Raw genomic sequence first — 14,126 nt, 5'->3', positions numbered from 1 at the left:
CACAATTGTGGTGTTTTTTATTATTAAGCTCATTTAAATAAAATTGCTAAATCAATCACTTGAGGTGTGGAACTGTTTCCAATTTTCGATGCAGCTAAGTTTGGTGTGCCATCGACATTAATTGCTAATCTTGCACGCGGTGTTGTAATCGTTGTATCGCTATTTAAATCGATACGATAGAGGATGGATGCTCCCGATTCACCTGAAACTGTAGCAAGGGCATAACCATTATCTCCACCCGCAATATCAAAACCATTATCCAAGCCAAGATCAATGCCTAAATTTCCAATTAAATTTAGCGTTCCATTATTTGGAGGGTTCTGTTTCGCGAGAGTTTTATTGCTTTGATCTACATCAAAAAGTTCTGTGCTAAGCATGGCGATAGGTGTTTTAAAGCTATTTGTGTACGCTGCCGCTGTTACTTTTGCCCCTGAAGCTCCATTGATATCGCCATCTTTAATCGTATCGCCTGTATCAACATTTATTCGTAAGTTTTGTCCTGTGTCGCTAATTACACGGAGACGATCGGCAGTTGGATTGAAATCAACTGCAAAGCTCGTGCCTTGTAAAGTCGTAAAACCACTGCCTGCCGCTGGTTTTAAGGTGGTAACTAAGCTTGCTAAACCAGAATCAGTATTAATGGTATATAAGTTTGCCTTGTTGGTAAGTCCATACAGCTTGCCTGAATTTTCTGTTGCTGTTCTTAAGCGGTAGTCAATACCAATAAATCTTTCATCAACGAGCAGACCGTTTAAGTTTTTTTCAACTACTGAATTTGGGTTGCTTAAAGCGAAACTTAACAACTTATTATTTGCGGTTAAACCAAAGCCTTGAGCTGTTGAGTCGGTGGCTCTTTTTAAAGCAATTCCACGAATTCCCATGCTATTAAAACTTGTATTTAAATCACTCGTTGCAAAAATCGCATCACTGCTCGTACCAATATTAGCAAGGTTAAGTTGGTAGAATTTGTATGTTCCAGACACAAGTTTAAGCGCAGCAAATCCGATATTGTTGACAGGATCTATATCAAAGCCACCGCCACCATTGGTATTTATATCTGCACCAAGCGCTGCTGAACTTCCAAGTGTACCTGCATTGGCATTTTGTAAATAAATTCGATCAGAGTTTTGGTCGATGCTGTAAAGCTTTGTGGAGGCTGTTCCTGCAAAGGCATTGGTATATGCACCTGCAATAATAGCAGGGTTACTTTCTGCTAAATTAATTGCGCCGTCAGTAATTGTTGTACCTGTATCGACATTAATTCGAAGGTTTTGTCCAGTATTGGTCATAACTCTTAAACGGTCAGCAACTGGATTAAAATTCACAGTGATGAGGTTTGCCTCACCTAAAATTTTTGTAAATGGTGTATTTCCATCTATGGTATCGGTTGGATCTGCAATTAGAGCTTTAACAAATGTGGCAACGCCATTGGAGGGGTTGAGTGTATAAATATTTCCCAGTAAACCAATTGCGTAAAGCTTACTATCTTTAGGTCGATAATCAATTCCAACAAGTTCATCGCCAGATTGTAAACCTGTAATTTTAATATTTGAGACAATTGTGTTTGGTGTCATGCGGTCTATTGAACTGATCATCCCATTGTTGGTTAAAATTAAAGTATCACCAGTGTTGGCATTCAATGTCTCGGAGTCATTGTTTGAATCATTGTTACAGCCTAATAATATTAAGCTTCCTAGTATTGTCGCGGTGAGTGTGAATACTTTCTTCTTCATCGTTTTGGATCCTGATTAATATATTTTGGTTATAAGAAGCTTTGTAGATGCGTTGCTTGTTCTTTATAAAACGTTGTGCTTCTTGTCATTGAATGGCCTAGTGTTTTGGCCTTAAATAAAAATTTTGGCTTTATTCTTTAAATGTACGATTTAAAAACCTTGTATTCGGTCTAATCAGGATATAGAGGGATTTGGTTGAGGTAAACTAATGTTTTTATATGATTTTTTGTATTTGAGTTTTGAGTTGTAATTATTCACACTTATTTCACGGCCAACAAGAAAGTCTATTTTTATACTTAAGTTTATTGAAACTTGTGTTTTGAGATATAAAAGAAAGAGAGAATATTAGAATTCTCTCTTTCTTTTATTGAATCTTAAGCTTCAATCGCTTGAACTGCAATTTTCTTGGCAGGATCGACTTTACGGCGTACCGCTGGAACAGGTTCACCATGGTATTGGCGATCAGCAAAGTAGCTTGAGCGAACCATTGGTGCAGACCAGATATTTCTAAAACCAAGTTTACGACCATGCTCAGCATAGCGTTCAAACTCTTCTGGCGTTACAAAGCGATCGATTGGTGCATGTTGCTTAGATGGCTGTAGGTATTGACCAATGGTAATGTAGTCAACATCATGTGCTCTAAGATCATCGAGCAGGGCAATCACTTCTTCTTCAGTTTCACCGATACCGACCATCAAACCACATTTGGTTGGTACATCAGGGCAGTATTCTTTAAACATTTTTAACAAGGTTAAAGAGTGCTGATAGTCCGAACCTGGGCGCATCGCTTTATATAAACGTGGCACAGTTTCAATGTTGTGGTTGAATACATCTGGTGGACATTCAGTCATGATGCGTAAGGCGATATCCATACGACCACGAAAGTCAGGCACTAGAATTTCCAATAATGTTTTTGGGCTTAATGCACGTGCTTCTTTGATACAATCAACGAAGTGTTGCGCACCACCATCCAAAAGGTCATCACGGTCGACCGAAGTAATCACCGCATATTTGAGACCGAGATTGGAAATGGTTTCGGCCATATGGCGTGGTTCATCTGGATCTAAAGCATTTGGACGACCATGTGCAACGTCACAGAATGGACAGCGACGTGTACAGATATCACCCATGATCATGAAAGTTGCTGTACCACCACCAAAACATTCAGGTAGGTTGGGGCAAGCAGCTTCTTCACATACGGTATGGAGTTTTTGCGAGCGCAAGGTTGTTTTGATACGCTGAACTTCTTCTGGAGCGGTCATCTTGACTCGAATCCAGTCAGGTTTGCGAGGTACTTCAACCGTAGGGATAACTTTTACAGGAATTCTCGCGACTTTTTCCGCGCCACGAAGTTTTATACCCTGTTCAGGTTTACGGTGTTCAGACATATAATTTCTACAGCCTTTGACTTGAGATATCCCCTTATTATAGTCAAATTTACCGTAATAAAGCATGAAAAGTGGTATTCATTTTGAAAATGTAAATATATAAAAATATATAGTTGTGAAATACATCATCTGGCTGCATATTGGTTATCATATATATAGCAAAACGGTTAAGAGACAAAGGAGCTTTGAATGCCACGTAAGAAAGAGGTCGTCGGTGGGAATATTGTTAAATATGATGCAGTAATTCTCGGTTCTGGCCCAGCTGGCGAAGGCGCGGCAATGAAGCTTGCAAAAGCAGGTAAACGTGTTGCAATCGTTGATGTTCGTGATCAACTCGGTGGTAACTGCGCACACGTAGGCACAATTCCAAGTAAAGCTTTACGTCAAACAGTTTCAAGTATTATTCGTTATCAACGTGACCCAATGTTTCAAAAAGTAGGTGAGTGGAAACAATTCACCATGAAACAGGTATTACGTAATGCGCATAAAGTCATTCAACAGCAAGTTGATACGCATACACGTTTTTATGATCGCAATAAAATAGAAGTTTTCCACGGTCGCGCGTATATCCAAGATAAAAACACTGTACTGATTTTTGGTCAGGATGGCATCAAAGATACCATTATTTGCAAGCAAATCGTGATTGCAACCGGTAGCCGTCCATACCAACCGAAAGGTTTAGATTTCAATCATCCGCGCGTATTTGATTCAGATAAGATTCTCGATCTTGATTATTCAATCCAAAAAATCATCATTTATGGTGCAGGCGTAATTGGCTGTGAATACGCTTCAATTTTCATCGGACTTGATCATAAAGTTGATTTGATCAACACCCAGCAAAAGCTTTTAAGCTACCTTGATGATGAAATTGCCGATGCATTGTCATATCACTTACGTGAACAAGGCGTATTGATTCGCCACAATGAGCAAATTGATCGTTTAGAAACTTTTGATGATCATGTGGTCTTGCATTTACTTAGCGGTAAGAAGATCAAAGCAGATGCGATCTTATGGTGTAATGGCCGTTCAGGTAATACCGATGGTCTAGGCTTGGAAAATGTGGGTCTAGTACCGAATGGTCGTGGTCAGTTGATGGTGAATGATCAATATCAAACTGAAGCTGAAAATATTTATGCGGCAGGTGATGTGATTGGTTGGCCATCATTGGCGTCGGCTGCGTATGACCAAGGTCGTTGTGCGGGCGCAAATATGGTGGGCGAAAAGAATGTGAAGCCAATCCGTGATGTACCAACAGGCATTTATACCATTCCAGAGATTTCTTCAATTGGTAAGACTGAGCAAGAACTGACTGAAGAGAAAGTGCCTTACGAAGTGGGGCAAGCATCTTTCCGTCATTTGGCACGTGCACAGATTACTGGTGATACTGTTGGTGAATTAAAGATTCTGTTCAATCGTGATACTTTAGAAGTCTTGGGTATTCACTGTTTTGGTAACAATGCGGCAGAGATTATTCACATTGGGCAAGTGGTGATGCACAGTCCAAACAATACATTGAAGTATTTCGTAGAAACCACATTCAACTATCCAACCATGGCTGAAGCCTATCGTGTTGCGGCTTTGAATGGTATGAATCGACTATTCTAAATGTGATAGACGTTGTATGATCAAAATGCCAATCAATTCGATTGGCATTTTGCTATTTTGCGTCTGATAAAAGGTAAGTATGAAAACTCAAAAAAATAATCTGATCATTATTGCGATCATTGTATTGATTGCAGCTTATTTTGGCTTTGATTTAAAGCAAAAACAAAATACCAGCAGTAATTTACCGACTACAAATAGCAATGTCACTGTAGATGATCAACACAAGATCATGCAAGCCTATCAGCAGCAGCGAAGTAATGTGCAGGTTCAAGCGCAAGGTGTTGTGAAAGCTGTTTTGCCAGATGACAATGAAGGTTCAAGACATCAGAAAATGATTCTTAAACTAGAGAATGGTTTAACCGTATTGATCGCACACAACATTGATTTGGCTCCAAGAATCGAAGGGTTAAAAAAAGGCGATACAGTTGCGTTTTTTGGTGAATATGAATACAGCCAAAAAGGTGGGGTGATTCACTGGACTCATCATGATCCGCGTGGAAAACACGTCGATGGTTGGTTGAAATACCAAGGGAAAATGTATCAATAACAGTTTCCCTTGGCTGATTGCTTGCAAGATGTGCGCTAAATTAGCTTGTAAGCGCTGATTTTTGACGAATTTTCCATTTAGGTAGGACTTTAGCTAAATAAGCGTCCATGCACCATACAGGGCCAATCAGAAGGAATTGTAAATCTTTAAAGAATGAAGGTTTCTTGCCTTCAACTTTATGTCCATAAAATTGTCCGATCCACGCAATCACAAAAACACCGATATAGAATCCAACACCGACTGGTAAGATCACAATCAACCATGCCATAACGGCTAATAAGGCTGCCATCGCCACTGCTAAAACAATATCCAAGCGTGCATAAAAGACTAAAGTTAAAACCAGTAATAATGCGGTGAGTAAGGTGCTAAAGTGCGCCAGAATACCAATGATTGAAAATAGAATTGCAGGAACGCAGACCCAGTGGATTTTTTTGTTGGTTTGGTTTTGGTGACTGTCACTATATTCATCAAACCATTCGTCAATTGATTTCACAGCGCTCTCCTTGCGGTCTTCATTTTTATTTCTTCAATATACCGAAGAATAGGATAGGGCGTAAAGCATTAACAAATGTAATAGATAAAAATAAAAAAAGCCGCAAGAAGCGGCTTTTTAGTGATGGTCTTAACGATTAAGAATTAGGACCATCAACACGTTCAATGCTCACATTGCCCGTACCTGAACTAGACATACCAAGTTGCTTTGCAGCACCATAAGATAAGTCTAATACACGGTTACCATGGAATGGACCACGATCGTTAACTTTTACAACAACACTTTTGCCATTGTCTTTGTTTGTTACACGGATATAACAGTTCAAAGGAAGGCTACGGTGAGCAGCAGTCATAGCATTCATATCGAATGTTTCACCGCTTGCTGTTTTGCGACCATGGAATTGACGACCATACCATGACGCAACGCCATTTTGGCTAAATTTACGAACTGTGTTCGAAGCAACAGTATTCAGTTTTTCAATCACTGAAGGCTCTTCTGCTGGGATATCGATCTTAGCAGCGATCGTTTGGCGACGTACTTTGTCACCTGAACTCTCAGTGATTGAAAGACTATTAACGTTTGAAAAACGAGAATTAAAATTTTGAGAATCTTTGCTTAGTACGCGGGCAGCCAAATTAGAACCTTCCACATCATTGGTTAATGATGAAGACTGTACCATTTCAGCATGTAACGGGCTTAAACTTAAGCCTGCCGTCAGCGCTAGAATATATTTTAGCGAAAACTGCATTGTATAAACTCCTAGAGAACATGCTTTTCTATTTCAATAAAAACACCTTGAAATATAGTGCACATGTCTAATTATTCACTTTTGCAATTACTTTATCTTGCGGCGATAATATTCATCACTTACGAAGTGTGTCTAGTCCTTAACGATAAATAGTTACAAAAAGGGCAAAAACTTACAGTTTCTGGTTAAAAAATAATCAATATTGTAACAATTTATAAATTTTGCTGAATATATGCACTTTTTTAATAAAAAATTTATTGACTTTTCATAATTTTGTAAAAAAGCTAGCCTATCGGCTAGCTGCTTCTGTGCCCAATAACCACACTGCAGTGGCATACATTCTGCTTCTATTGTAGGTGGTAATCACTTGGAAATTTGGATAAGTAATATAGTAAATTGGACCGAATTGGTCTTGTAATTGAATAACATTGACTAAATCAAGGTCGTCAATTTTTACCAAAGGGTCAAGTGGTGCAATCCCTAATCTTTTCAATTCACCATAAGGGGTTGGCTGGGTTAAATCTTTAGCAATCACGCTATCTGGATTGTTACCTGAGTAACGAGCAGGGAAGCCAATTGGACGATCACGTTCCCATCCGTGTTGAGCTAAATAGTTGGCAATTGAACCAATCGCATCCGCAGCAGAGTTTCTTAAATCGATATGTCCATTACCATCGTAATCCACACCTAATTTTTGAATATTACTTGGCATAAACTGAGGGTAACCAATTGCACCCGCATAAGAACCCACAATACTGTTGGTTGGATAGCCTTCTTTATATGTCCAAGAAATTAAAGCGGCGAGTTCATCACTAAAATAGTCAGCACGACGTGGGTAACCAAAGGCAAGCGTGGCTAAGGCATCTCTGGTGATGAAAGAGCCTTTATTGGCCCCATAACCTGTCTCTACACCTAAAATGCCGAGAATCACCGATTTAGGCACACCGTACTGCTGTTCTGCACGATTAAGTACGTCTTCATATTGGCTTTTAAAACGTGCACCACGTTGAATGGTCCCTTCAACTAAAAACATTGAACGATATTGATACCAAGGTTTACTTTCACCAGGGCGAGTCATAATGTTCAAAATATTAGGTAAATTACGCGCACCACTCATCGCAGCATCGATTTGTTCGCTGCTTAAGCCGTAGGTTGTCATTGCCTTTTGTTTGAAAGCAACGTAATTAGGGTGATTGTAAAATTCATTTGCTTGTGCCCAATTACTGCTCAAGAATAAACCAGCACTTAAAGTTAAAAATTTAAAAGTTTTATTCAAAGTAGGAAGAAACATAAGTTTATAAAATTCCTCATTATCGATGTGTATGAATAGACATAACCAGTCCAAAAGTTGACATAAGGGTAATAATTGCAGTTCCGCCATAACTCATGAACGGCAAAGGCACACCTACTACAGGTAAAATACCACTGACCATGCCTGCATTTACAAATACATAAACAAAAAAAGACAAACCAAATGCGCCAGCAACTAAACGACCATAGTTATGGAAGCTTTGTAAGCCAATTTGGAATGTTCTAAAAATAATCGCGCAGTAAAGAAGAATTAGCAGGGTGACACCAATCAAGCCAAACTCTTCTGAATAGGCAGCAATAATAAAGTCAGTATGGCCTTCAGGTAAAAAGTGCAGGTGAGATTGAGTTCCCTCTAAGAAGCCCTTGCCTGAAAAACCACCAGAGCCGATTGCGGTTTTAGATTGAATAATGTTCCAGCCCGTTCCTAGTGCATCGGCTTCTGGATTAAATAAAGTTAAAACACGTTGACGCTGATAGTCGTGCAGTAAAAATTCCCATGCGATCGGAATAATGACACCTGCGACACCTGCTGCACCTGCAATCAATTTCCATGATAAGCCACTGAGGAAAAGCACGAAAATCCCACTGGCAAGTACCAATAAAGAAGTTCCTAAGTCGGGTTGTTCAGCAATGAGTAGAAAAGGCACCACAATCAGTAATAAAGACAGAATGACTTGTGAGAAGCTTGGAGGCAATGCTTTACGTGACAAGAACCACGCCACCATCATTGGCATACCAATTTTCATAAACTCACTAGGTTGTACGCTACCGAAGCCGGGAATATCAATCCAGCGTTGAGCACCCATACGTACTTCACCAAAGACCATGACAGCAATCAGGCACAATACACCGAATACGTAAAAGTAAGGTGAAAAGGCCTGATACACTTTTGGAGGAATCTGAGCCAAACTAAACATGACCACAAAACCGATACCAAAGCTCATGGCTTGTTTACTGACCAGTCCGACATCTTGTGCGGATGCACTATATAAGACAGTCAGCCCCAGCATGGCATTTAGAATCAGAAATAGACAAAGCCATGGGTCGATATGCAGTTGTTGCCAACGAGAAGGCTGATTGGCAGTGCTCAAGCCATCACGAGGTGCTTGACGTAAAAATTTGTATTGCGGGCTTGGAGACATGCGATTCTAAATCAGGTAAATCAACGCTTCGCGAATGCTAACATAAACGCTGATTTAGACAATGCAAATTTAGAAATTGTGACATTTATAAGAGATTAATTTGGAATAAAAAAAGCGACGATTTGGTAATCGTCGCTTTCTCAACATTCTAGGCTTATTTTTGTACCAAAAGTTGGTCGAAGTGCTTGGTAAAGACTTCAAGTTCCACTTGGCTTAAGCTCGGAATCAGTTTCTTAATCACGATATGAACAGCAGTTTCTACACCACTGGTCGCAACGCTGGCAACGCCACGTTTCACCATACCCAGACCAAGAGTTTTGTTGAATTCAGTCATAAAGTGATGGATCAAGGCATCCGCAAAAGCTTTAAACTGCTTTGTTAAAGCATCACGTTGCTCTTTACCGTTTCCAGCAGCGACTTCTGCAAAGCTCTTTTTCATCTCTGCAACAAGGCTATCTGGTAATACAGTACCTATACGTTGCTTACCTTCATTATCAATGAACAAGCTTTTTTCCATGAATGCTAATGATTCAAGCACTTGTTCATTTGAAGCTTTACCTAATAGCTGCTTCATTAAAGTTTCAACAATGCCGCGAATTTTAATCGCAAGTCCTTCGGTAGTATCTCGTTTGTCACTTGGTGGAAATTGTTGAACCAAGTGAACCAACATGGTGTCAATTAACTCATCAGTTAGCTGTAGAGAAATTTTGTCACGTAAAGGGTATTGAGGCTCTTTACTGTCACGGTTGGCTTGTGCAAGTTGAATATCCTGACTCAAACTTGCTGACGGAAGAATCCCGAAATAACTGGTCATTGAAGAACGTCCTCTATATCAAATTTATTCGTTTTATTGTCGTGCCAAGCGAATTGGCTCGGGCATCCATGACAGATCTGATACTCGGCATGGGTTAATATCCAAGCCCCCGCGGCGAGTATAGGTTGCATAGACCATCAGCTTTTCTGGCTTTAACAGTTGCCAAATATCCGCAAATATTTGCTCAACACATTGTTCGTGGAAACCATTATGCTGACGATACGAGATAATATAAGCTAAAACGCTGCGATAACAAGGTTTTTTACCTTGTAAACGAATAAAAACAGTACCCCAGTCTGGCTGACCCGTCACAGGGCAATTGCTTCTCAATAAATGTGAGTACAACTCAATTTCAACGTCATCTTGCACGCTTGCATCTAGCTGCAATAAAGTCGAATCAGGATGTTCTGATAAACACTCAGGGATTAGATCATCGATACAAATCCCTTTAGGTTTAGAAATCTCTAAATCATCGACTTGGAACAGTTGTAGTTCAACTTTTGCACCCGCAGCATTGGATAAATCACGTTCAACGGTTTCAACAAAGGTTTGCTGAGACTCAAATTGGGTGAAATTCATCCCATTGAAATAAAGTTTAAGTGACTTTGATTCAATTAAATTGGGAGAACTGGCTGGTAATGCCAAACGACCAATCGCTACTTGCGGTAAACCAAGATTATTCAGCCATGAAATTTCAAATACATGCCACCAATCTTTACCCTGCGTAATCCCGTTAACATGTAAATACTGCTGACGTGACTCTGCACGGGCAATGGGAAATAAAACATCTGGTTGATATTGAGTAGGGTATTGGGTGTCTTTACCCAATAAAGAATGTTCAACACTCATTCACGCATTCCTGAACCACGAGCTAATAAATGATAGGCAATTGCATAAAGGACAACACAGCACAGCGTCACAATACCTAAAGAAAAAGCAACATTGACATCACTGTGCCCTAAAATACCGTAACGGAAGGCGTTGACCATATATACAATTGGATTAACTAAAGAGACGTTTTGCCAAAATGGGCTGAGTGCACTAATGGCATAAAACACACCACCTAAATAGGTGAGAGGTGTCAATACGAAAGTCGGGATAATTGAAATATCATCGAACGACTTGGCATAGACCGCGTTGATGAAACCGCCCAATGAAAATAATAATGAAGTAATGATGACTGTATATATAGTCACAAACACATTATAAATTTCTAAGTGAGTAAAGAATAGGCTCATTATCGTGACGATCAAGCCGACCAATACACCACGGCTAACACCACCAATCACATAACCCCATAAGATTAAGTGTAAGGGTACTGGGCTCATAATCAGTTCTTCAATACTTTTCTGGAATTTGGCACTAAAGAAGCTTGAGGAAACGTTGGCATAGCTGTTGGTGATCACAGCCATCATAATCAAGCCAGGCACAATAAACTGCATATAGCTAAAGCCACCCATTTCACCAATACGTGAGCCCACTAAATTGCCAAAAATCACGAAGTACAAACTCATGGTGATTGCTGGTGGAAGCAGGGTTTGTGGCCAAATTCGCATAAAGCGACGAATTTCTTTAACAACTAAAGTCCAGAGAGCGGTTTGTAATTGACTGAAATTCATTAATCCGCTCCTGCAAGATTTTTCTCTACCATTTTTACGAACAATTCTTCTAATCGATTCGATTTATTACGCATACTGCTGACTTGGATATTCTGTGACTGTAATAATAAGAACAGATCATTCATGCTATGCGCTTTATCCATAGTCACTTCTAAGGTGACTGGATCAATCAAATTGAATTTAAAACCAATAATATTGAGATCAAATCCATTGATCGGTTCAGCTAAATCAAAAATGAACGATTCTTCATTCAGCTGATTAAGGAAGCCTTTCATCGAGGTATCTTCTTTAATCACACCACGGTCAATGATTGCAATACGACGACACAGCATTTCTGCTTCTTCTAAATAGTGTGTTGTAAGAATAATGGATGTGCCATTTTCATTCATTTCGGTGAGGAAGTCCCACATCGAACGACGTAACTCAATATCAACGCCAGCTGTCGGTTCATCGAGAATCAGCAGTTTGGGTTCATGCATCATCGCGCGTGCAATCATCAAACGGCGTTTCATACCACCCGAAAGCATACGCGATTGAATATTGCGTTTTTCCCATAAGCCAAGCTTTTCTAAATAATGTTCAGCACGTTGTTCGGCCAATTTCTTCGGAATGCCGTAATAACCCGCTTGGGTCACTAAAATATCGAAAGTTTTTTCGAATTGACCAAAGTTAAATTCTTGAGGAACAACACCAAGACATTGTTTTGCATGTGAGGGATGGGTATCTAAATTATGCCCAAAAATCTCAACTGAACCAGATGTTTTTTTGGTTAAAGAGCTGATGATACCAATCGTTGTCGATTTTCCTGCACCATTAGGTCCTAATAATGCATAGAATTCACCTTCAGGTACGGTAAGGTCAATCCCTTTTAACGCCTGAAAACCATTACGATAAGTTTTGGACAAACCGCTCAACACCAAAGCATCAGTCATAAACGTCTCACGTTGTTAAATAGAACGGCTATTTTGAGCGATATGAAAAAATAAACCAAGTAGAAAAATAGGTTTATGGCGTGTTAAAAACAGAACGATTATAAAAATAAGAGGAGATAGAGAAGAGAAGGAGATGCAATGGTGCGCTCAGCGGGACTCGAACCCACGCCACAGGCTTCGGAGACCTGTACTCTATCCAGTTGAGCTATGAGCGCATGTATGCGTGCCACATCATAGGCAAAAAATACAGGCAGGTAAATATATACCTTCCAATAAAGCTGCTTCTTGTTTATTAAAACATCAATTTTATTCTCAACTTATCGGGATTCTGCATATCTAACTATAAGTGCTGCACAGAATAATTGATTAATTTCAAAGTTTGATTCAGTTGAGCCGGTGGAATTCGTGATTCTTGCAGTGAGGTTATCCATTGCATTTGGCAGGCTTTGAGTTGTTGTAAAGAACTAATTGACTGAATTTTCTGTATCAATGGACGCGCCATCAAACCGCAAAATGTCGTGAGTGTTTGAATCATGACTTGCTGGATTTCAACAAAAGGTAATTTTTCTAACTCAAGAATTTCAGGTTCGATTTCAGGTTTTAATTCAGCTTCAATCGCTTTTGGTACGATTGTGATTGTTTCTTGTGTTGTAACGGGGTCTGATGGCGTTTTGAGCTCATGAGCTTTTAGTTCGGGCACTACATCTTCTTTTTGAACAATAGGTGTTGCTTGTTCAGCCAGTAGTCCCATATCAATCAGTTGTTGAACCAGTTCAGTCGGTGCAATCCTTTCCTTATAGTCTTGATCCAGTTCTTTAAAATCTTCATGATCAATTAAAAGTAGTAGACGACGTTGACGTGCTGTCAATGCAATACTGCGTTCTTGTAGGGCAGTTTGCCCAAGCTCTGTTTTAAAAAAATGTGACATCTCTTAATCTCCCCCAAATCAAGATCTAGACGGAGATTAAGATAAAGTTAAAAAATGACAATAATGTTAACAATTTATTAAATATCATTGTCTTGTTTAAAGTAAGTGGCAAATAAGCTAAAAATTGAGAACTTTATCCTTTATTTCACTCATTTAGTTTCTAATGCTTTACGCAAATATGGGTCAAGATCATCCTGACGCATCAACCACTGAATATAGTCAGCAGGCAGGTCTTGAATAGCAGTGCCTTTATGTTTGCCAAAGGTAATGCTTTTAGGAATACGGGCGTCTTCAGAAGCAAGATAAAGTTGTTCAATATTTTGAATGTTCAGCTGATGAATAATATGCATTAGAATGTTGGCGGTTAAGATAATGTCTGCATCGGCTCGATGCGCACCTTTCAACATTTCGCGGGCTTTATCACTGCCTTTCGAGATTAAATAAATCAGGGCGGAAATATTATGTGCCTCAGCATCTTCCCAAACGCGACGAGCTAAGGCCAAGGTACAAATTGGTTTTAGTTTTGAGGTATCAACGCCACAACGTGCAATAGCTGCAATATCATAATCAACGTTGTGCCCAATGATATAAGTTGTTTGAGCAGGAAGTTGAAATTCATTATAAAAAGGTTGGTCTACGAGATCGGATTCTAAAATATGGTGTACCGCCATCGCCGCAAAGGAAATAGGCTGACCAACTTGATAAAGCTGATCAAAAATTTGTTTTTTATCGAGACTGAGCTTTCCATTTTCAATTTCAATTGGGGCATAGGCAATTTCAATCGGCAAACCATTCAGTGTATGTGTTTCAGTATCTAAGATGATTGCTTGCATAAAGTTGACCTAGCTTGAGTTGAGAATTCGAAT

The 14,126-nt window shown here is 39.5% G+C and carries 14 protein-coding genes and 1 tRNA gene; 2 read left to right on the top strand and 13 right to left on the bottom strand.

The window, feature by feature from the left end:
• Positions 1–29 precede the first annotated feature (29 nt).
• Positions 30–1,733: a DUF4394 domain-containing protein gene (locus F896_RS08185; protein ID WP_016164005.1), complete on the bottom strand. Its 1,704-nt coding sequence runs from the start codon at positions 1,731–1,733 to the stop codon at positions 30–32.
• 374 nt (positions 1,734–2,107) lie between these two features.
• Positions 2,108–3,121 carry a lipoyl synthase gene (gene lipA / locus F896_RS08190; protein WP_016539771.1) on the bottom strand — a complete coding sequence of 338 codons (1,014 nt, stop codon included), beginning with the start codon at positions 3,119–3,121 and terminating at the stop codon, positions 2,108–2,110.
• Positions 3,122–3,310: 189 nt separating this feature from the next.
• On the opposite strand from lipA, the gene sthA reads away from it, so the two are divergent.
• Both sthA and F896_RS08200 read left to right on the top strand, forming a co-directional pair.
• Positions 3,311–4,726: a Si-specific NAD(P)(+) transhydrogenase gene (gene sthA, locus F896_RS08195; protein WP_004806376.1), complete on the top strand. Its 1,416-nt coding sequence runs from the start codon at positions 3,311–3,313 to the stop codon at positions 4,724–4,726.
• 79 nt (positions 4,727–4,805) lie between these two features.
• The gene (locus F896_RS08200; protein WP_016164003.1) at positions 4,806–5,273 is read left to right on the top strand and encodes a DUF3465 domain-containing protein; all 468 of its coding nucleotides are present in this window, start codon (positions 4,806–4,808) and stop codon (positions 5,271–5,273) included.
• A 40-nt stretch (positions 5,274–5,313) separates the two neighbouring features.
• On the opposite strand, the gene F896_RS08205 is transcribed toward F896_RS08200, so the two are convergent.
• The 11 genes from F896_RS08205 to F896_RS08255 all read right to left on the bottom strand — a co-directional run bounded on the left by F896_RS08205 (position 5,314) and on the right by F896_RS08255 (position 14,093).
• A complete protein-coding gene (locus F896_RS08205; RefSeq protein WP_016164002.1) occupies positions 5,314–5,766 on the bottom strand; it encodes an Mpo1 family 2-hydroxy fatty acid dioxygenase in 453 nt (150 codons plus the stop codon).
• Between the two features lie 136 nt (positions 5,767–5,902).
• Positions 5,903–6,514 carry a septal ring lytic transglycosylase RlpA family protein gene (locus tag F896_RS08210; protein WP_005153835.1) on the bottom strand — a complete coding sequence of 204 codons (612 nt, stop codon included), beginning with the start codon at positions 6,512–6,514 and terminating at the stop codon, positions 5,903–5,905.
• Positions 6,515–6,803: 289 nt separating this feature from the next.
• Positions 6,804–7,805, bottom strand: a complete 1,002-nt coding sequence (gene mltB / locus F896_RS08215) for a lytic murein transglycosylase B (protein WP_016164001.1) — start codon at positions 7,803–7,805, stop codon at positions 6,804–6,806.
• 19 nt (positions 7,806–7,824) lie between these two features.
• The gene (gene rodA, locus F896_RS08220; protein WP_016164000.1) at positions 7,825–8,967 is read right to left on the bottom strand and encodes a rod shape-determining protein RodA; all 1,143 of its coding nucleotides are present in this window, start codon (positions 8,965–8,967) and stop codon (positions 7,825–7,827) included.
• Between the two features lie 154 nt (positions 8,968–9,121).
• Positions 9,122–9,781 (bottom strand): hypothetical protein, encoded by a 660-nt coding sequence (locus F896_RS08225; RefSeq protein ID WP_016163999.1) that lies wholly within the window; start codon positions 9,779–9,781, stop codon positions 9,122–9,124.
• A gap of 33 nt (positions 9,782–9,814) precedes the next feature.
• Positions 9,815–10,630, bottom strand: a complete 816-nt coding sequence (queF, locus tag F896_RS08230; protein ID WP_016163998.1) for an NADPH-dependent 7-cyano-7-deazaguanine reductase QueF — start codon at positions 10,628–10,630, stop codon at positions 9,815–9,817.
• Positions 10,627–11,400: an ABC transporter permease gene (locus F896_RS08235; RefSeq protein ID WP_016163997.1), complete on the bottom strand. Its 774-nt coding sequence runs from the start codon at positions 11,398–11,400 to the stop codon at positions 10,627–10,629. The genes queF and F896_RS08235 overlap by 4 nt, the downstream gene beginning before the upstream one ends.
• Complete coding sequence (locus F896_RS08240) at positions 11,400–12,332, bottom strand: ABC transporter ATP-binding protein (protein ID WP_016163996.1); 933 nt, start codon at positions 12,330–12,332, stop codon at positions 11,400–11,402. The genes F896_RS08235 and F896_RS08240 overlap by 1 nt, the downstream gene beginning before the upstream one ends.
• Before the next feature lie 139 nt (positions 12,333–12,471).
• A tRNA-Arg gene (locus tag F896_RS08245) sits at positions 12,472–12,547 on the bottom strand.
• Between the two features lie 125 nt (positions 12,548–12,672).
• A complete protein-coding gene (locus tag F896_RS08250; protein ID WP_016163995.1) occupies positions 12,673–13,260 on the bottom strand; it encodes a hypothetical protein in 588 nt (195 codons plus the stop codon).
• A gap of 149 nt (positions 13,261–13,409) precedes the next feature.
• Complete coding sequence (locus tag F896_RS08255) at positions 13,410–14,093, bottom strand: putative quorum-sensing-regulated virulence factor (protein WP_004654019.1); 684 nt, start codon at positions 14,091–14,093, stop codon at positions 13,410–13,412.
• Between the last annotated feature and the right edge of the window lie 33 nt (positions 14,094–14,126).

The sequence above is a fragment of the Acinetobacter genomosp. 15BJ genome, assembly GCF_000400715.1.
Taxonomy (GTDB): domain Bacteria; phylum Pseudomonadota; class Gammaproteobacteria; order Pseudomonadales; family Moraxellaceae; genus Acinetobacter.
Note: the sequence above shows the minus strand (reverse complement) of the source record. Positions and strands in the feature narration are given on the sequence as shown.

What these genes read in the sequence shown, in the direction of transcription:
- F896_RS08185 (WP_016164005.1), bottom strand. Translation starts at nt 1,733, where the DNA reads ATGAAGAAGAAAGTATTCACACTCACCGCGACAATACTAGGAAGCTTA.
- lipA (WP_016539771.1), bottom strand. Translation starts at nt 3,121, where the DNA reads ATGTCTGAACACCGTAAACCTGAACAGGGTATAAAACTTCGTGGCGCG.
- sthA (WP_004806376.1), top strand. Translation starts at nt 3,311, where the DNA reads ATGCCACGTAAGAAAGAGGTCGTCGGTGGGAATATTGTTAAATATGAT.
- F896_RS08200 (WP_016164003.1), top strand. Translation starts at nt 4,806, where the DNA reads ATGAAAACTCAAAAAAATAATCTGATCATTATTGCGATCATTGTATTG.
- F896_RS08210 (WP_005153835.1), bottom strand. Translation starts at nt 6,514, where the DNA reads ATGCAGTTTTCGCTAAAATATATTCTAGCGCTGACGGCAGGCTTAAGT.
- mltB (WP_016164001.1), bottom strand. Translation starts at nt 7,805, where the DNA reads ATGTTTCTTCCTACTTTGAATAAAACTTTTAAATTTTTAACTTTAAGT.
- rodA (WP_016164000.1), bottom strand. Translation starts at nt 8,967, where the DNA reads ATGTCTCCAAGCCCGCAATACAAATTTTTACGTCAAGCACCTCGTGAT.
- F896_RS08225 (WP_016163999.1), bottom strand. Translation starts at nt 9,781, where the DNA reads ATGACCAGTTATTTCGGGATTCTTCCGTCAGCAAGTTTGAGTCAGGAT.
- queF (WP_016163998.1), bottom strand. Translation starts at nt 10,630, where the DNA reads ATGAGTGTTGAACATTCTTTATTGGGTAAAGACACCCAATACCCTACT.
- F896_RS08235 (WP_016163997.1), bottom strand. Translation starts at nt 11,400, where the DNA reads ATGAATTTCAGTCAATTACAAACCGCTCTCTGGACTTTAGTTGTTAAA.
- F896_RS08240 (WP_016163996.1), bottom strand. Translation starts at nt 12,332, where the DNA reads ATGACTGATGCTTTGGTGTTGAGCGGTTTGTCCAAAACTTATCGTAAT.
- F896_RS08250 (WP_016163995.1), bottom strand. Translation starts at nt 13,260, where the DNA reads ATGTCACATTTTTTTAAAACAGAGCTTGGGCAAACTGCCCTACAAGAA.
- F896_RS08255 (WP_004654019.1), bottom strand. Translation starts at nt 14,093, where the DNA reads ATGCAAGCAATCATCTTAGATACTGAAACACATACACTGAATGGTTTG.